General features: G+C 35.9%; 12 protein-coding genes and 1 other annotated feature. Of the genes, 10 read left to right on the top strand and 2 right to left on the bottom strand.

Annotated features, from left to right (window positions below; translation table 11 throughout):
• Nucleotides 1-137 precede the first annotated feature (137 nt).
• The 5 genes from cdaA to TS1_RS01210 all read left to right on the top strand — a co-directional run bounded on the left by cdaA (nucleotide 138) and on the right by TS1_RS01210 (nucleotide 5,014).
• Entirely contained in the window at nucleotides 138-1,028 is an 891-nt protein-coding gene (cdaA, locus tag TS1_RS01230; protein WP_068706983.1) for a diadenylate cyclase CdaA, read from the top strand.
• The gene (locus TS1_RS01225) at nucleotides 1,028-2,227 is read left to right on the top strand and encodes a CdaR family protein (protein WP_068706981.1); all 1,200 of its coding nucleotides are present in this window, start codon (nucleotides 1,028-1,030) and stop codon (nucleotides 2,225-2,227) included. The genes cdaA and TS1_RS01225 overlap by 1 nt, the downstream gene beginning before the upstream one ends.
• Before the next feature lie 7 nt (nucleotides 2,228-2,234).
• A complete protein-coding gene (gene glmM / locus TS1_RS01220) occupies nucleotides 2,235-3,593 on the top strand; it encodes a phosphoglucosamine mutase (RefSeq protein WP_068706980.1) in 1,359 nt (452 codons plus the stop codon).
• A gap of 211 nt (nucleotides 3,594-3,804) precedes the next feature.
• Nucleotides 3,805-4,329, top strand: coding sequence for an HdeD family acid-resistance protein (locus tag TS1_RS01215; protein WP_068706978.1), 525 nt, complete (start codon nucleotides 3,805-3,807; stop codon nucleotides 4,327-4,329).
• Between the two features lie 202 nt (nucleotides 4,330-4,531).
• Nucleotides 4,532-5,014 (top strand): hypothetical protein, encoded by a 483-nt coding sequence (locus TS1_RS01210; RefSeq protein WP_068706976.1) that lies wholly within the window; start codon nucleotides 4,532-4,534, stop codon nucleotides 5,012-5,014.
• Nucleotides 5,015-5,060: 46 nt separating this feature from the next.
• Here TS1_RS01210 and TS1_RS01205 read toward each other — a convergent pair whose 3' ends face one another.
• Nucleotides 5,061-5,657, bottom strand: a complete 597-nt coding sequence (locus tag TS1_RS01205) for a nitroreductase family protein (RefSeq protein ID WP_068706974.1) — start codon at nucleotides 5,655-5,657, stop codon at nucleotides 5,061-5,063.
• Nucleotides 5,658-5,856: 199 nt separating this feature from the next.
• Between TS1_RS01205 and TS1_RS01200 the strand changes: the two genes are divergently transcribed.
• The 5 genes from TS1_RS01200 to pheT all read left to right on the top strand — a co-directional run bounded on the left by TS1_RS01200 (nucleotide 5,857) and on the right by pheT (nucleotide 17,254).
• Nucleotides 5,857-9,414 carry a PD-(D/E)XK nuclease family protein gene (locus tag TS1_RS01200; RefSeq protein WP_068706972.1) on the top strand — a complete coding sequence of 1,186 codons (3,558 nt, stop codon included), beginning with the start codon at nucleotides 5,857-5,859 and terminating at the stop codon, nucleotides 9,412-9,414.
• Nucleotides 9,407-13,084 carry a helicase-exonuclease AddAB subunit AddA gene (addA, locus tag TS1_RS01195; RefSeq protein ID WP_068706970.1) on the top strand — a complete coding sequence of 1,226 codons (3,678 nt, stop codon included), beginning with the start codon at nucleotides 9,407-9,409 and terminating at the stop codon, nucleotides 13,082-13,084. Before TS1_RS01200 ends, addA begins: the two co-directional genes overlap by 8 nt.
• A gap of 63 nt (nucleotides 13,085-13,147) precedes the next feature.
• Nucleotides 13,148-13,495: a winged helix-turn-helix transcriptional regulator gene (locus TS1_RS01190; RefSeq protein ID WP_174519316.1), complete on the top strand. Its 348-nt coding sequence runs from the start codon at nucleotides 13,148-13,150 to the stop codon at nucleotides 13,493-13,495.
• A 43-nt stretch (nucleotides 13,496-13,538) separates the two neighbouring features.
• Nucleotides 13,539-13,743 (top strand) — a binding site (T-box leader).
• Between the two features lie 46 nt (nucleotides 13,744-13,789).
• Nucleotides 13,790-14,833: a phenylalanine--tRNA ligase subunit alpha gene (pheS, locus tag TS1_RS01185; protein WP_068706966.1), complete on the top strand. Its 1,044-nt coding sequence runs from the start codon at nucleotides 13,790-13,792 to the stop codon at nucleotides 14,831-14,833.
• 3 nt (nucleotides 14,834-14,836) lie between these two features.
• Entirely contained in the window at nucleotides 14,837-17,254 is a 2,418-nt protein-coding gene (gene pheT / locus TS1_RS01180) for a phenylalanine--tRNA ligase subunit beta (RefSeq protein ID WP_068706964.1), read from the top strand.
• Nucleotides 17,255-17,331: 77 nt separating this feature from the next.
• Here pheT and trpS read toward each other — a convergent pair whose 3' ends face one another.
• Nucleotides 17,332-18,339, bottom strand: a complete 1,008-nt coding sequence (gene trpS / locus TS1_RS01175) for a tryptophan--tRNA ligase (RefSeq protein WP_068706962.1) — start codon at nucleotides 18,337-18,339, stop codon at nucleotides 17,332-17,334.
• Nucleotides 18,340-18,588 lie beyond the last annotated feature (249 nt).

Genomic DNA, 18,588 nt, shown 5'->3' with positions numbered 1-18,588 from the left:
AAATTGGTTTATTTAGATAGGTAAAATGTTATTTTTTATGAAAAAATATTCGTTAGGCAACTTTTTTATCAACAACAGAAAAAAGCTATGCTATACTAATAAAGAAAGAGTAGTCTGAGAGTAAAGGAAGGCTTTATATGTCGTTTAACATTGCAGAACTTTTTGATTTAGATTATTGGAGACAGTTATTATCTGTAGATGTTTTTTCTGTTCCCTTTTTCATCAATATTTTAGATATCTTAGTCGTATGGTATCTTGTTTATAAATTAATACAGATGGTCCAAGGAACAAAAGCGATTCAGCTGTTCAAAGGCGTTGTGATGTTTATAGCCATTCGTTTTTTGGCAGAAGTGATTGGGCTTCATACGTTATCATGGTTAATGGACCAAGTGATTACCTACGGGGTGATTGCTGCTATTGTCATCTTTCAGCCTGAGATTCGACGAGGATTAGAGCACTTGGGACGAACGACTTTTTTCAATCCAACAAAGACAGAAAAAGATCAAGGCGAAACAATGATTCAAGCCTTTGATAAAGCCATCCAATACATGTCAAAAAGAAAAATCGGAGCGCTTATAACAATCGAACGTAATACGGGCTTAGAAGAATACATTGAAACTGGGATTAGTTTGGATGCAGATATCACCGGGGAGCTTTTGATTAATATTTTTATTCCTAATACTCCCTTACATGATGGTGCAGTAATCGTTAGAAATGGGAAAATTGCAGTGTCTAGTGCATATCTACCCTTATCTGATAGTAATATGATTTCTAAAGAATACGGTACTAGACACCGAGCTGCAGTAGGTGTGGCTGAAGTTAGCGACGCTTTAACCATTGTTGTTTCTGAAGAAACCGGCGGTGTGAGTTTAACGTTAAACAATCGTTTATATACCGAATTAACTCAAGAAGAGTATCTGAAAATGCTTCGAGATACCTTAATTGTTGAAAATACGGAGAAAAATAGGAAAAATTTCTTCAGAAGCTTTTTGGATGAATTGAATAAAATGAGTAAAGGAGGCAAATGATGCTTAAGAAAAAGAAAAGAAGCAACATTGTCTACGGCCTTTTAGCTCTTTTTTTCAGTTTACTTCTTTTTTTCAATGCTAATGGATCAAATTTTCGAAATAGTATTGCTTCTACAGAAACTTATGAAGAAACAGCACAAAATGTGCCTATTACAATTGATTATGATTCGGATAAATATTACATCCAAGGTTACGAAAGCACAGCGAATATAACCCTAAGTGGTGCCAACAGAGTTCAATTAAATGCAGAGGCCAATGATGAAACAAGAAATTTCAAGGTGGTTGCTGATTTAACTGATTTAGGAGAAGGAACACATGATGTTCCTTTAAAAGTGGAAAATTTAAGTAATAGCGTAGATGCAAGCTTAGATCCGGACACGATAACTGTTACCATTGAAAAAAGAGTATCTAAAAATTTTCAAATCGATACACAAGAATTGGAAGATAAGGTACAAGACGGCTTTGAATTAGAAGATTTCGTCATTTCTCCGCAGGAAGTTAAGGTTACTTCAGGAGAGAAGACGATGAAAGAAATTTCAAAAGTTATACTTTCGTCTAATTTAGAAACGATTAATAAAGATATTTCAGATAGTTTTTCATTACAAGCCGTTGATGATAATGGAGATGGTCTTTCGGCCAGTATTGAGCCACAAGAAGCAGATGTACAATTAAGTGTTTCTGCACCAGATAAAGAAGTCAGCCTGGAACCTACGCAAACAGGAGAAGCTGCGGATGGCGTTTCTAGCTTTGATTTTCAATTGAGTGAAAATAGTGCTACAATATCTGGGGCACAAAATTTGTTAGATAACGTAGATTCTCTGGAAGTCCCAGTAGATGTCACTGATGTCACTGAACCAACAACTAGAAATGTTAATGTTCAAACACCAGCTCAACTAAATTCAGATGTTGATACAGTTACTGTTAACATCACGCCGATATTTGAAGAAACATCAACAGAAGATAGTAATCCTTCGTCGTCTACAAATTCTTCATCTTCTACTGATGAGCAAACGAACGAAAGTAATGAAAATTCGGAAGTAGAAGAAACGGAAACACAGAGCACTGATCCTACGCGAAGCCCTCCTGCTGAAGATGAGGGATCGACTACACAAGAAAGTCGAGAACAAACAGAATTAACACAAGATTCGGCAGATGAACAAGTAGATGCACAAGAAAATGAAGAAGAAACGGAAAGGTAAGTTTATTATGGGAAAATATTTTGGTACAGATGGTGTAAGAGGAATTGCCAATAAAGAACTGACACCAGAATTGGCGTTTAAATTAGGACGTTGTGGTGGTTATGTATTAAGTCGCCATGAAGATGAAAAGGAGCAACCAAAAGTCTTAGTAGGGCGCGATACAAGAATCTCTGGGCAATTATTAGAAAGTGCCCTAGTAGCTGGTTTGCTTTCGGTAGGCATAGAGGTTTTTCAATTGGGAGTTATTTCTACTCCTGGAGTAGCTTATCTGACTAAAGTACAAAAAGCAAGCTCCGGTGTAATGATTTCAGCATCACATAATCCAGCAGAAGATAATGGGATTAAATTTTTTGGTAATGATGGGTTTAAGTTAGCTGATGAAAAAGAATTAGAAATCGAGGCTTTACTTGATGCTACAGAAGATAATCTTCCTCGACCTTCTGCTGAAGGGTTAGGTTCTTTAGAAGAATTTCCTGAAGGTATGCTAAAATACTCGCAGTTTTTACAGCAGACGATAAAAGATGATTTATCAGGTCTTACTGTTTGTATAGATGCGGCCAATGGAGCAACGGCGCCTACAGTCAATCGTTTGTTTGCTGATTTAGAAACCGATTTTTATACGATGGGGACTTCTCCTAATGGTACCAATATCAATGATGGCGTAGGTTCGACTCATCCTGAAAAGTTAGCGGAGTTTGTAGTTGAAAAGCAAGCAGATGTAGGAATTGCCTTTGATGGAGATGGCGATCGCGTGATTGCTGTGGATGAAAAAGGGCAAATTGTTGATGGCGATAAGATCATGTATATTTGTGCCAAATATCTATCAGAAAATGGTCTTTTAAAACAAGATACGATTGTAACGACTGTAATGAGTAATTTAGGCTTTCATAAAGCAGTGGAAGCTGCGGGATTAAATGATGTAGTCACTAAAGTCGGAGACCGTTACGTTGTGGAAGAAATGCGTAAAAATGGTTATAACTTTGGTGGCGAACAATCTGGACATATGGTATTTTTCGATTTGAATACTACAGGTGATGGGATGCTTTCAGGTATTCAATTGCTTAACATCATGAAGCAAACGGGCAAAAAGCTTTCAGAATTAGCAGCTGATGTTAAGATTTATCCTCAAAAATTAGTGAATATCCGTGTTTCTGATAAATATGGTGCTATGGAAGTCCCAGCAATTAAAGAAGTGATTGATGCAGTAGAAGCTAAATTAGGTGATGAGGGTCGTATTCTGGTAAGAGCTTCTGGTACAGAACCTTTGTTGCGAATTATGGCTGAAGCACCGACAGATGAAGAAGTTGATTATTATGTCAATAAGATTGCAGACGTTGTGCGTCAGCAAATCGGATTAAACGAATAAAATTGAATAAGATAACTATCTATCCAATAATAACACCCGAACGATAAAGTAAAATGCTTCAACATTGGAACCAAAATGCAAAGAAGCATTTAGCTATCGATCGAGTGTTTTTGTTGTGTTTTTATTTCTCTCAAAATAACGTACCTTATCTTTTGCTAAATCATACCAAAGTGTGACATAATACTTTTTAGTGAGAAAGGAGGGAAACAAAGTGAATAGAAGGACAACTGTAAACTGGGGCGGACTTATATTAGGTATTTTGTTTATTCTGATTTCCTTATTGTCATTTAGTAATCCAGCTGGTAGTTTATCTGCACTAGTGATTTTCTTTGCTATTCTAGCAATTATTAATGGTATTTTTAGTATTTTTGTTCGTAACCAAATTAAAAATATGACTGGCTTTAAAGCAACAGCATTTTTAATACTAGGGATTATAGAACTAATTCTTGGGGTTATTTTGCTATTTAACCTTAGTGCAGGAATTATCGCATTGACTTACGTTTTTGCCTTTTGGTTTATTGCAGACTCCATCCGTAACTTGTTCTTTTTAGACCATGCTCGTACATTTGGTAATGGTCACTATTGGATTACGCTAATTTTAAACTTAATTGGCGTTGTAGTAGGAATTATGCTATTTTTCGATCCTATTGTATCAGCACTTACTATCTCATTTTTAGTTGGTTTATACTTTATGCTGATTGGAATACTTTATATTATCAATTCTTTGGATCATTAAATTCATCAAAAAAAGAAACTTCTGAGCAGAAAAGGAAACATAACGTTCAGAAGTTTCTTGTGTTTATTTTACATAAGATATCTTTGATTGATAAAAATACTTATTTTTTTGTAAAAGGTTTTGTTTTGATCGGTTTGTCTTTGTAGTTAATCATGTATTCTGATAAAATAAAGAAAAGGAACTTATAAGGATGGTGTGTGTGATGACAGTGTTTACTTTATTATTTGTTGCTTTTACGACTGTCTTATATCTTTTTTTATTTTTAGTAAAAAAAGAATTAGTTTTTACTGCAAAGCACCAGTCACTTTTTTCGCTCATTTTTCCAGTTTTATTTGGCATTTTTGCTGGAAGTTTATTTATAACTACAGGAACTGTGGATGAAATAGTCAGGGGAATTGCAGTAGGTTTAGCTATTATCAGCTATGCTATTAATGGAAGAGGGATTGCTGGTGACCGGTTTGTTATCCATCCTTTAGATAATCGTGGGATTAAGTTTGATGAAGTTGATCGGGTGGTCTTGTTTCGAGATGAAGAAAAAAACGAAGTGAAGATGAACTTTTTTAAATTTGGATTACGTGGTCCGCTGATGAAATTTAGCACGCCGATAGATGAATTAGTTAAATTTCTATCAAAGCACTTAAAAGAAGGAACTCCTATAGATGTTGTAATGGAAACAGACAAATAGAAAAGTACAGCTTGACAGAGACTAGCGCAAGCTGTACTTTTCTATTTTATTGGAACACTTGGAAACGTTCATCATCAGCCAAAAAGTCTTTATCAGCGGCTTGTTCTTTTGGAGAACCAAAAACAAGTTGCGAACGTAAACGCCAATTAGCGGGAACGTTCCATTCTTTGGCGACCGCTTCATCAATCACCGGGTTATAATGTTGTAAATTAGCACCAATGCCAGCTTCCGATAAAGTTGACCAGACATTTGCTGTGGCGATCCCGTTGGCTTGTTCTGCCCAAGTAGGGAAATTATCGGCATATAAAGCAAATTGTTCTTGTAATTGTTTAGTGGTGTCCACATCATTGAAAAACATTGCTGTACCAAGTCCTGCTTTAAAACTAGCCAATTTCTTTTTGGTATTTTTAAATGCTTGGGCTGGCGTTAGCGGTTCTAAGGCTTGTTCTGTAATTTCCCACAATTTTTCGTGAGCAGCGCCAAATAGCGTGATAACTCGGGGTTCTTGTGCGTTAAAAGCACTAGGGCTTTGTTTTACCGCTTCTTTGATTAACTCTGTAATTTCTACTTCCGATAATGAAGTATCACGTCCTAAAGAGTAAATTGAACGTCGATTTTTAATTGCTTCTAAAAAATTTGACATCGAGTGATTTCCGCCTTTCGAGCTTAATATTTTGTTACAAGAAGAAGTATAACCTCTTACTTAAAGTTAGTAAAGAGAGAATACTTAATTTTTTTATACAATCGTAAATTTGGTACCTTCTCATATGTTAAACTGACAAGTGATATGTTATTATGAGTAAATTAAATTTACAAGTTGAAGTATCAAAGGAGGAGAAAATTTGAGCTTGCAATTTATAACAGGCGATGGTAGCTGTGATCATGAAAAAGCCTTGCTAGACATTGCTTGTGATTGGTTGGAAAAGCCTCATAATGAAGTATTTTTTTTAGTTCCTAACTATAACAAGTTTGAACGAGAGCAAGAAATTTTGTCGCAATTGAAACATAGACAGGAAAAAAAAGATTTTAGTACGATTCGCGGACAAGTGTATAGTTTTAACCGATTAGCTTGGTATTTTTTACAAGATAGTGGACATATTAATGGACAAACGATCTCAGATACTGGATCGGCTATGATTATGCGTAAAGTCCTTACTACGTTATTAGATCAACTAGTTATTTTTCGCGGAGAAGTAAATAAAGAAGGGTTTATCGCAAAATTACTTGAACTATATCAGGAATTTCAGTTAGGCAAGATTACACTTGATACATTAGATTTTACTTCTAATAGTCAGTCTGCCAGTAAGGCTGAAGACTTTGAATTAAAAATGCATGAAATTAAGTTAATTTTTGCAGCTTATGAAGAAGAATTGACAAAAAGAAAGCTGCAAATTGAACAGCCGCTACCGACACTAGCTAATTTTTTAGCAAGTGAAGATTTGCAGGACCAAGTAAAGTTAAGTCAAAAGCTTTTTGTCATTACTGGTTTTTCTAATTTTAATATGCAGGAACAAAGTCTTTTAAAAGTTTTAATGAGTAAAAGCCAAGTTTGTATTGATTTGTACCTAGATTCTGCTTACAGCGATAATGGTGCGTTAGATTTATTTTTTGATGCGAAGCAGACTTACCATCTTTTAAAAGACTTTGCGCAAAAACAGCAGGTTCATGTACTATTTGACAAAAAGTCAGCTCTTTTAACTCAGGTATCTGCGAGTTATTTAGAATTGGAGCGCTGTTTTAGGCAGACAAGTGTGGGAAAGTATGAACAAACACATGATTTAAGCGAACATTTAGAGATTTGGAGAGCAGAGAATCCGGAAGAAGAAGTGCGACAAGTGGCAACAGAAATCAGGCGACTTGTTGTTAATTCTTTTAATGATGGGAACCAACCACTTTATTACCGTGATATTCAGTTACTGACTTTAGATCCAGATCTTTATTACACTATCATTTCTTCAACCTTTGAAGAATTGGATATTCCTTTTTATTTAGATCAAGATCGCAAAATGGAACAACATCCTTTAGTCGAATTTATCCATGCGCTTTTTACTTTAGACAATTATTATTATCGTGCGTCTGATATATTCCGATTTTTACGGATAGAACTGTACATACCGCTTTATTTACAAGAAGAAAGTCAGGATTGGCAAGAAGCTCGTGATACTTTTCGTTGGATGGTGGATTTAACTGAAAACCAAGCCTTAGCGCATAATCTTCATGGCTCTGATTGGACGCGTGAAAAGGATTGGCATTTATTTGATTTCGATTTTGAAAAAGAAGAGCTGATAGATAATAAAAATATTGAGAAACTAAGCAATCAATTAAGGAATAGTTTTCGCCACGATATTGTTTCTTTTTTTGAGCAGTTGAAAAAAGCCAAGATAACTAGAGAAGCAGTTGCTATTTTTTATGAATTTTTACAAAAAATTGGTGTTGAAAAACAGTTACTCCATTGGCGAGAACAAGAAATCGAATGGGGAAACTTAGAACAGGCACGAGACCATGAACAAACCTGGTCTTCCTTAATGGATTTATTAGATGAACTTGTGGAAATTTATGGTACCGATCCGTTTGATTTCGAGCTTTTTAAAGAAATATTAACGAGCGGGCTAGAAAATTTCACTTTTGGAAAAATTCCAACGGCTATTGACCAAGTACAAGTAAATCCGCTTGATTTAACGCGTCCATTACAAGCTAAAGTTACTTTTGCAATCGGCTTAGAGGAAACTAGTTTTCCTCGAACCATTGAAAATAAAAGCTTGATTTCTACTGAAGAAAGGCAGCAAATTAATGAGAATTTACAAGTTGGACAATACTTAAAGGATCCAACGGAAGAGACGATTCGTAAAGAACCTTTTATTGCTTATAATATGTTATTGTCTGCTTCTGAAAAACTATATTTAAGCTACCCTAAAAATGCAGATTCCAAACAAAACATGAAGATATCTCCTTTTGTCGCTCGTATTGTGAACTGGACGGATCTCACTGTTCAAGAACGCTGTAGTTTAAATTTAACTTGTGATGCACGTAATTATGTTGGAAACTATAAGAGTCTGATACGTCAGTTAAATAGTTTATATCGACAAGCACAAGAAGAAAAAACAAACTTGCCAGCAGTATGGCAGTCATTAAAAGAATTGCTTTTATCTTCTGATTATCGTAAGTTAGCAAAACGTGTGTTTGAAAGCCAGGTCCATCGCAATGTGCCAGTAAATATCCCTGCTGATTTGGCCGAACAATTGTATGGAAAAGATATCTATAGTTCTGTTTCACAAATAGAAACATTTTATGATTATCAATATGATTATTTTCTTAAATTTGGTCTAGGTTTAAAAGAACGCGAGATTTATGGATTGAATTCAGCTATGACAGGGGAAATTTTTCATGAAGCCTTAGATAATTTCTTGAAAGCTGTTTTTCAAGATAATCTTTCGTTGACTCAAATGACAGAAGACCAACGTCAGCTTTTAATTGAGCATGTATTAGAAAATATTTTTGGACAAGAGCGTTACGCGTTTATGGAAAAAAGCGCTCGGATGAGCTTTCTTCGTTATCGTTTAGGAAAAACGGTTCAACGCGTAACCTGGGGGCTTAAAAAACAGGCTGAAAAAACAAAATTAACGCCGGTCCAAACGGAAGTATTATTTGGTGAAATTGCTGGAAAGAAGGGGATTTCTGGCTTGAAACTTCCTTTATCAAATGGAGGAAACCTGTATTTGCGAGGGAAGATTGATCGCATTGATACAACGACAATTGATGGAAAGCCGTGGTTATCGGTCGTTGACTATAAATCAAGTACGCATCAATTTGATATTACAGATAGTTATTATGGACTTGCAATGCAGCTGCTTACTTATTTGGATATTGCTTTAAAAGATGCAGTTGAACTCATCGGTCAAAGCGATGTCAATGGCGCTGGGGCTTATTATTTTCATGTTTATGATCCAGTCATGGACCCCAAAAAGGCAGGAGAAAAACAGCGATTAAAGCAATATAAATTCGATGGTCTTTTTGCCGATGACCCTGAAATATTTGCAGCTTTTGACGAGTCTTTGAATAAGTCAGAACACTCACTGGTCTTTCCTATTCAAAAAGACAAAAACGAGCTATTGAAAAAATCAGCTAGAAGCAAAGACAAGTTTTATACCGCCGAGGAAATAGACGCATTGATCGCACATAATCGCAAGAAGTTAAAAGAGGCCGCAGAACGGGTCTTATCAGGTGAAATTAAAATGAATCCTGCTTATAAAATGAAAAATAAATATCGAGCTACACAGTATTCACCTTTTCGCAGTATCTCTATGTTTGATCCGATGTTAGAAGAAAATGATTATCATCGTATTCAACCATTGTCAAAAGAAGAAATAATGAAACGTTTAAAGGAGGAAAACGATGGCTAATATTCCTTTAAAACCAAAAAATGAAACATTTACCGACAAACAATGGCAAGCTGTATTTGATCGTGGTGATAATTTACTTGTTTCAGCTTCGGCAGGTTCAGGGAAAACGACTGTCTTAGTACGTCGTGTTATTGAAAAATTAAAAAATGGGAGTAACATTGACGAACTACTCATTGTCACTTTCACTGAAGCTGCAGCTAGAGAAATGAAAGAACGCATTCAGAGTGCTTTACAAGATGCAATTAACAAAGAAAGCCAGCAACAGCAGCGGAACCACTTTGTTAAGCAGTTAACTTTATTGCCACGGGCTCATATATCGACTTTGCACGCATTTTGTCTGTCAGTGATACGCCGCTTTTATTTTTTGATTGATTTAGATCCGGTTTTTCGTATGCTTACCGATGATACTGAACGCTTACTATTAAAAGATGAAGTTTGGGAAGAATTACGAGATAGCTACTTTGAAACTTATGACGAAGATTTTTATCAATTAGCAGAAAATTTTTCCAATGATCGTTCGGATGATGGCTTTACCGATTTAATTATGTCTTTGTATAATTTTGCAAGGGCCAATCCAGATCCCACAAATTGGTTAAACCAGCTAGCAAAAAGCTATGATACTACAAAAGGGTTAGCAGGTAACCAGATGTATCAAGCTCAAGTCAAACCGCTTGTTTTAGCTGATTTACAGACTGCTATTAACCAATTAGAAGCGGCTTTGGAGATTGCACAAGGCTCTGAATTAATGAAAAAAGCAGAAGAAGTGTTAACAAATGATCTTACTCAAGCAAAAAATTTACAGACAAATATTGAAAAAGAAAATGTACAGCAAGCTTATGAACAACTATCGTCTTTTGATTTTAAACGTTATCCTTCTTATAAAAAAGAAGAAGCTAAAGAGCTATCCAATAGTTCGATTAAACCTCGACGAGATAGTGCCAAAGAGCTAATCCAAGAAACAGAAACATTTTTTGCTTATTCACCTGAAAAAATGCTGGAATTAATGGATCAAGCTAAACCTTTAATAGAAAAAATGAGTGAAGTCACTTTAAACTTTATTGACAAATATCAAAAGCGTAAACAGACAAAAGGTGTTTTAGACTTTAACGACCTTGAACATTTTACTTTGGATATTTTGCAAGGAGATGGAAAAGGCAGTGAGGCTTCAGACTATTATCGAGAACGTTTCGAAGAAGTTTTAGTGGATGAATATCAGGATACAAACCGACTACAAGAAGCAATTCTTTTTTGGCTTAGAAATCCTGAGCCCACGCAAGGGAACCTGTTTATGGTAGGTGACGTGAAGCAATCTATTTACGCCTTTCGTTTAGCAGATCCGACGCTATTTGTAGATAAATATTTGGCTTTTGCCAAACAAGCTGGCGGACGGCGTATTATTTTGGCCGAAAATTTTCGCTCTAGAAAAGAAGTATTAGAATTTACCAATCTTGTTTTTGAGCAGTTGATGGATGAAACAGTAGGACAGATTCCTTATGACAAAGCAGCACAATTAATTCCAGGTTATACGGATTTTCCTGCAAGTAAAAATTTTAATACTGAATTACTTTTGTACGAAAAAGAAGTTGAAGATGATCCTATTGTTGTTGATGATAAAACAGAAGGAGAACTATATTTAGTTGCTTTAAAAATTAAAGAATTAGTCGAAAATAAATTTATGATTTATGATAAAAATCATAAAGAAAATCGACCGGTCAACTACAGTGATATTGTATTATTAACTCCGACACGAAAAAATAATTTGATGATTATGGATGTGTTTAAACAATTTCAAATTCCTATGGAAGTTAATGACGCGCAAAACTATTTTCAAGCAACGGAAATACAGACAATGATTTCTTTATTAGAGATTATTGATAATCCTTATCAAGATATTCCTTTTGCTGCCGTTTTACGGTCGCCGTTAGTAGGAGCAAATGAAGAAGATTTGGCTAAGATTCGCTTAGCTCAAAAAGAAGGGGATTACTACGAAGCCTTCTTAGCTTATTTGTCAGAAAAAGACGAACTTGCAAAGCATTTGTCTAGCTTTAACGAACAATTAGAGATGTGGCGCTCACTAGCAAGGAGACGCTCTCTCAGTGAGCTTATCTGGTCAATTTATCAAGAAACGGCTTATTTGGATTATGTTATTGGTTTACCATCAGGCAGGCAACGTTATGCTAATTTGATTGCTTTAGCTCATCGTGCAGAGACCTATGAAAAGAGCAGCTTTAGAGGACTCTATCAGTTTATTCGTTTTATTGAAAAAATGCAGGAAAAAGATAAAGATTTGGCTGAACCGCTTGCTTTATCGCAAGAAAATGCGGTTAAGGTGATGACTATCCATGCAAGTAAGGGACTTGAGTTCCCGATTGTTTTTCTTTTAGATATGAGTAAACAATTTAATTATAGTGATTTTTCCACCCGTTATATTTTTGAAGAACGTTTAGGGGCAGGCATCCAATATATTGACCAAGAACAGTTATGTTATGATACTTTGCCCTATCAAGCAATTAAGCAGCAACGCATTCAAAAAATGTTGTCTGAGGAAATGCGTAAACTATATGTTGCTTTGACTCGTGCAGAACAAAAGCTATACTTAGTTGGCTCCTACAAAAATAAAGAAGAGGCATTAAAATGCTGGCAAAAAGCATTAGACCAGGAAAACTTAGTGTTAGATCCAGCTTTGCGACTAAAAGGCAAAGCCAACTTAATGGACTGGGTTGGGATGACACTGATGCGCCATCCTGATATGAAAAAAGTATTCTTAGAAGCAGCCGATAGTAAAAAAGTAGTGGACCATCCTGCTCATTTTGAGATTCATTGGATGAATCAAGCTCAACTGGCAGAGGCTATCAAAAAATATCAAACCCAAGCGGTGCAAAGTCGATCATTGTCTTCGCCAGAAAAAGCTGAAGTAAACGAGTTAAAGCAACGCTTAAACTTTGTTTATCCTTTGCAAAAATCATCCAAAACGACAAGTTATCAATCTGTTTCTGAGATGAAACGCTTGTATAATGACCCTGATGATCAGCAATTTAATAAGATATCCTGGCAAAGTACTTTTGACCAGCAGCAAACGCAACACTATCGTTATGTAAGTGAAGAACTTGCTAAACCAAAATTTATACAACAAGATCATATTGATCCAGCTGCTATAGGAAGCGCTATGCATTCGTTGTTACAGTTGTTACCTTTAACAACGACACCTACGCTTGACAATATCCAGCAAAAGTTAGAGTTATTAGTGGATCATCAGCAAATAGAAGAACAAGTAGCAAAAAGAATGGATCTGTCAGCAATTTTGTGGTTTTTCCAAACAGACTTAGGAAAAGAAATTCTTAATAATCCTGAACTTGTTCAAAGAGAACAGCCTTTTTCGATGTTAAAGGATGCTCGTGATGTATTTTTTGATTTTGATGAATCAGCAGCTGATTTATTAATTCATGGAATTGTTGATGGGTTGATTGAGTATGAAGACTGCGTTATTTTATATGATTTTAAGACAGATGTTGTCTATAATGATACTTATAAACAACAAGTGATTGCAAAATATAAAGGGCAATTACGTTTATACTGTGAAGCCTTGGAACAAGCGTTAGATAAACCGGTCGCTCATACATTTTTGGTACTTTTAAATAGTAAAGAAATTATTGAGATGTTTTTTAAGTAAAGCAATTTTTGCAAAAAAATTGTTCACTTATGTTATACTCTACAAAAGAGGTGAGGGCTAATGATGGAAACAAAAGAAACAACGTATACACTTTGCCCAAAATTTGAAAAAGCTTTTTCTATTTTAGGGAAAAAGTGGAATGGCCTGATTATTGATGTATTGTTGCAAGAAAAAACGCAGCGATTTGTCGATATGGCGCATAAAATTCCAATGTTAAGCGATCGCGTTTTAACTGAACGCCTAAAAGAATTAGAAAAAGAAGGAATTATTAGTAAGTCAGAAGGACTATATCAATTAACTGATAAAGGTATTGGACTTGAAGATGTATTAGATTCTGTAAGAAATTGGAGCCAAAATTGGGTAAACGAAAGTGAATGTAATTTTAGCAACTCCACTGACAGTCACTATTGATTTCTTTTTTATTATTTAGTACACTAGGCAATAATTGAATAACAAAAAAGCGTTAATAGAAAAGAGTAATTTGGCTGAAACAGTAAAAGGGAACATTGCCATAGACTGAAAGCAATGACTGATTTCGAAAAATGAAGTTCACTTCTGAAGCTTGCTTGTATATAAAGCCGGTAATGACTACCGTTAATTAATTAAGTGCGCGATATTTGTCGCGAATTAGGATGGTAACACGAGACCTCGTTCCTTAACAGGAAATGAGGTCTTTTTTTTGGTTAAAAATAAGGAGGGAAACAGATGTCTTTACAAGAACAATTAGAGAGATTAGAAAAAGAAACAATGGAAAAAATCAACCATGTGTCTGATTTAAATTCTCTTAATGATATCCGAGTACAAACACTTGGTAAAAAAGGCCCGATCACCGAAGTATTACGTGGTATGAAAGATTTGGCACCTGATGAGCGGCCTAAAGTGGGAAGCTTTGCTAATCAAGTACGAGACGAGCTAACACAACAAATTGAAGAAAAAAAAGCGGTATTAGAAGAAGAAGCGTTAAATCAAGCTTTAGCGCAAGAAAGTATTGATGTGACCCTGCCCGGCAAACAAATTCCCCAGGGAACTAGACATATCTTAACTAAGATTATGGAGGAAATTGAAGATATCTTCGTAGGTATGGGGTATCAAATTATTGAAGGTTCAGAAGTTGAACAGGATCATTATAATTTTGAACGAATGAATATTCCCAAAAATCATCCGGCACGTGATATGCAAGATACCTTCTATATTTCTGATGAGTTATTGATACGTACGCATACATCCCCCGTTCAAGCTAGAACAATGGAAAAGCATGATTTTTCTAAAGGGCCGTTGCGAATGATTTCTCCAGGAAAAGTATTTCGACGCGATACAGACGATGCCACACACAGCCATCAATTCCATCAAATTGAAGGACTTGTCGTTGATAAACACATCACGATGGGAGATTTGAAAGGAACATTGGAAGAATTGATGAAAAAGATGTTTGGTAAAGAGCGTGAAATTCGTTTACGTCCTAGCTATTTTCCTTTTACTGAACCTTCTGTTGAAGTGGATGTTTCTTGTTTTAAATGTGGTGGAAAAGGTTGTAGCGTCTGTAAAAATACGGGATGGATTGAAATTTTAGGCTCTGGGATGGTTCATCCTAATGTATTGGAAATGTCTGGAATCGACGCAAAAGAATATTCTGGTTTTGCTTTTGGTTTAGGACCAGATCGAATTGCTATGTTGCGTTACGGTGTAGAAGATATCCGTAGTTTTTATCTAAATGATACTCGTTTTATCGATCAGTTCAAGGGGGAATAGTCAATGCTTGTTTCATATAAGTGGTTAAATGAGTTCGTCGATGTGTCACATGTCACTGCTCAAAAATTAGCCGATCAGATGTCGTTAACTGGAATTGAAGTAGAAGGTGTTTCTTATCCGAATGCGGGTTTGAAAAAAATCGTCGTAGGAGATGTCAAAGAATGCGGACCCCATCCTGATTCTGACCATTTATCCATCTGTCAAGTGGATGTAGGTCAAGATGAATTGCTGCAAATTGTTTGTGGAGCGCCTAATATTAAGGCGGGAATTAAAGTAATTGTAGCTTTACCCAGTGCGCGGATTACTGGAAATAAAAAAATTAAAAAAGGGAAAATAAGAGGACAAGTTTCTAACGGAATGATTTGTTCTTTGCAAGAACTGGGGTACAACGAAAGCGTGGTACCTAGAGAATACGCTGAAGGTATCTATTACTTACCAGATGAAGCGGTGCCGGGTCAAGAAGTATATCCTTATTTAGCCATGGATGACGCTATTATTGAATTAGATATTACGCCTAATCGAGCAGATGCGTTAAGTATGCGCGGGGTGGCTTTTGAAACAGGAGCGATTTATAATAAAAAACCTACATTTCTAAAAAAAGAACTGGAAGAAAGTGGGTCTAAAGCAGCAGATAAAATTGATGTAAAAGTAATGGATAAAAATGATGCACCAAGTTATCAGATACGTTTAATTGAAAACGTTAAGGTTAAACCAAGTCCTCGTTGGCTGCAAAACCGTTTAATGAATATTGGTATTCGTCCGATAAATAATGTGGTAGATGTCACCAATTATATTTTAATGTATTACGGCCAACCCCTACATGCTTTTGACTATGACCGTCTAACTGGACAAAAAATTGTGGTCCGTCGAGCAAAAGAAGGCGAACAATTGGTTACCTTAGATGGGGAAACACGGACTCTTTCTGAGCAAAACATTGCTATTACCGATGGACAAAAACCGGTAGCTTTAGCGGGAGTTATGGGAGGACTCGATTCTGAAATTACAGATTCCACAACGACTGTAGCACTTGAAGCAGCTTTGTTTGATCCGGCTGTTGTTCGTCGTACGTCACAAGCATTTAATTTACACAGTGAATCTTCTGCTCGTTTCGAAAAGGGAATCAACTTAGCAACGATTGACGAAGCTTGTGAGCAAGCGTGTGCGTTGATTGCTGAATTAGCTGACGGAAAGGCCCTTTCCGGTGCAGTAAAAGCTAGCGATGTGCAGCCTCAAGATATCGAAGTTCATACTTCTTTACAACGCTTAAATAATTATTTGGGAACCCATTTGACCGTATCAACTGTGAACAATATTTTTGCGGCTTTAGGCTTTGGTTACCACGAGAATGAAGAAAATTATACCGTGATTGTTCCGCCACGACGTTGGGATATTCACATTGAAGCAGATATCGTAGAAGAAGTTGCTCGCATTTATGGGTATAATAACTTACCTTCGACTCTGCCTAGTGGCGAAACTGTTGCAGGGACGTTGACTGACTCTCAAATAAAAACCAGGAAAGTCCGGACTTTCCTTGAGGCAGCTGGACTAAGCGAAGCGATTAGTTATGCGTTAACTTCAGAAGAAAAATCGCTGCAGTTTACCAATACAGATTCGAAATTAACTCGCTTAGACTGGCCTATGACAGCAGACCGCAGTGTGCTTCGTTTAAATCTAATTAGTGGCCTTTTAGACGATGTTGCTTATAATGTGGCACGTAGGAATGAACAAGTGGCTCTCTATGAGATTGGGCGCATTTTCTATCAGGAAAAAGAAAGTAAAATTGATTTGCCACAGGAAAATAATCATGTTGCTTTTGTGTTATCAGGAGAATGGACAACCAATGATTGGCAAACGAAGGCTGAAAAAGTAGATTTTTACCGGGCGAAAGGAATTTTAGAAGAACTTTTTGCTGAATTAAAATTAGCGGATAAAATTACTTATAGAAAAACAACTGCTCTAAAAGAAATGCATCCGGGCCGATCTGCTGAGATCTTTTTAGAAGGGGAAAGCATCGGCTTTGTGGGACAAGTTCATCCAACAATAACAAAGCAATATGAAATTCCAGAAACTTATGCTGCCGAACTAGATTTAGACGCCATCCTGAAAATAAGACCAGGATTTCATTATGTGCCAGTAACAAAATATCCAAGAGTTACACGTGATATCGCATTGATTATTAAAGAAAATATAGATAATCAAACAATCGTACAAACAATCAAACAGCTGGCAGGTAAATTCTTACAAGATGTTTCATTATTTGACGTTTATCAAGGAGAAAACATTGAAGAGGGATTTAAATCTATGGCTTATCGGTTAACTTTTGTCAATCAAGAGGCGACTTTGACGGACGAACAGGTTAACCAAGCAATGAGAAAAGTTGAAAAAGCTTTAACTGAGGAGTTATCTGCGACTATCCGTTAAATGTTCTACTCTTTATTTATTTAAAAAACCGAGTAAAGACCAAGAGATTTGTGTCTTTACTCGGGTTTTTATATTTACTAACGGAAATAGTTGATTCCCATGGCTGTTTTTACTTCGTCTAAGGTTTGCGCTGCAACTTTTTCAGCCGCTAAGCTGCCTTCTTTTAAAAGTCCCATAACATATTCTGGGTCTTGGGCTAGTTCTTCTCGACGACTACGTATAGGTGTTAAGACCTCATCTAATACATCAATTAAATAGCGTTTGATTTTCACATCACCTAAACCGCCTTTTCGGTAATCATCTTTTAGTTTTTGTACATAAGCTTTATCTTGAGCAAAAACATCTAGGTAGGTAAAAACCATATTTCCTTCTACTTTCCCAGGGTCTTGAACATGGATGTGGTTTGGATCAGTATACATACTCATTACTTTTTTATCCACGATTTCTTTAGAATCTGCCAGGTAAATACCATTATTTAAAGATTTACTCATTTTTCCATTACCGTCAATTCCAGGCAAACGTCCCATGCCTTTTTCTGGAAATACACCTTTAGGATTAATTAAGACCTCTTGATAAGTTGAATTAAACGCATGAACAATTTCTTGCGTTTGTTCTACCATTGGCTTTTGATCTTCTCCTACTGGAACTAAATTAGCTTTAAAAGCCGTAATATCTGCAGCTTGCGAGACAGGATAAATAAAAAAGCCGGTAGGAATTCCTTCACCAAAGTCTTTTTGTTCGATCTCTGCTTTTACAGTTGGATTGCGACGTACTCGACCAACACTGACTAAGTTTAAATAATACATCGTCAATTCTGAAAGCTCGGGAATTTGCGATTGGATAAATAAAGTGGATCTTTTAGGATCAAGTCCCACTGCTAAGTAATCTAAAGCAACTTCTAAAATATTAGAAGAAACCTTTTCAGGTGTTTTAGCATTATCGGTTAAAGCTTGGATGTCTGCAATCATGATAAACAAGTTATTATTAGGATCGTCTTGCATTATTTTACGTGTCCGCAACGAACCAACGTAGTGACCTAAATGTAATTTACCGGTTGGACGATCGCCTGTAAGAATTGTATTCACGTTATTCCCCTTTTCTAAATGTAATCTATAGCAATCTTACCTTTTTTTTGTATAAGAAACAATCATTAACTAAAAACAAAGCGAATTTTTCGCGATAGATAACCTTACATTTTCATGTAAGAAATTAGAACTTTTCACACCTTCAATGAAAAAAAACTTTACAAAAGGGAATTTGTCAGATTATAATGTTGATTAGCTATTTATTAGAAAAGTCTTATTAATTTTAAATAATAAAAAGGAGTGTGAAAA

The organism is Tetragenococcus solitarius NBRC 100494 (assembly GCF_001544195.1).
Classification (GTDB): Bacteria; Bacillota; Bacilli; order Lactobacillales; family Enterococcaceae; genus Tetragenococcus; species Tetragenococcus solitarius.
This window is presented reverse-complemented; position numbering and strand designations above follow the sequence as displayed.

Bases quoted from the DNA above. Each gene is read 5' to 3' on its own strand.
- addA (WP_068706970.1), top strand. From the start codon at position 9,407: ATGGCTAATATTCCTTTAAAACCAAAAAATGAAACATTTACCGACAAA.
- TS1_RS01190 (WP_174519316.1), top strand. From the start codon at position 13,148: ATGGAAACAAAAGAAACAACGTATACACTTTGCCCAAAATTTGAAAAA.
- cdaA (WP_068706983.1), top strand. From the start codon at position 138: ATGTCGTTTAACATTGCAGAACTTTTTGATTTAGATTATTGGAGACAG.
- TS1_RS01225 (WP_068706981.1), top strand. From the start codon at position 1,028: ATGCTTAAGAAAAAGAAAAGAAGCAACATTGTCTACGGCCTTTTAGCT.
- TS1_RS01205 (WP_068706974.1), bottom strand. From the start codon at position 5,657: ATGTCAAATTTTTTAGAAGCAATTAAAAATCGACGTTCAATTTACTCT.
- TS1_RS01210 (WP_068706976.1), top strand. From the start codon at position 4,532: ATGACAGTGTTTACTTTATTATTTGTTGCTTTTACGACTGTCTTATAT.
- pheS (WP_068706966.1), top strand. From the start codon at position 13,790: ATGTCTTTACAAGAACAATTAGAGAGATTAGAAAAAGAAACAATGGAA.
- pheT (WP_068706964.1), top strand. From the start codon at position 14,837: ATGCTTGTTTCATATAAGTGGTTAAATGAGTTCGTCGATGTGTCACAT.
- glmM (WP_068706980.1), top strand. From the start codon at position 2,235: ATGGGAAAATATTTTGGTACAGATGGTGTAAGAGGAATTGCCAATAAA.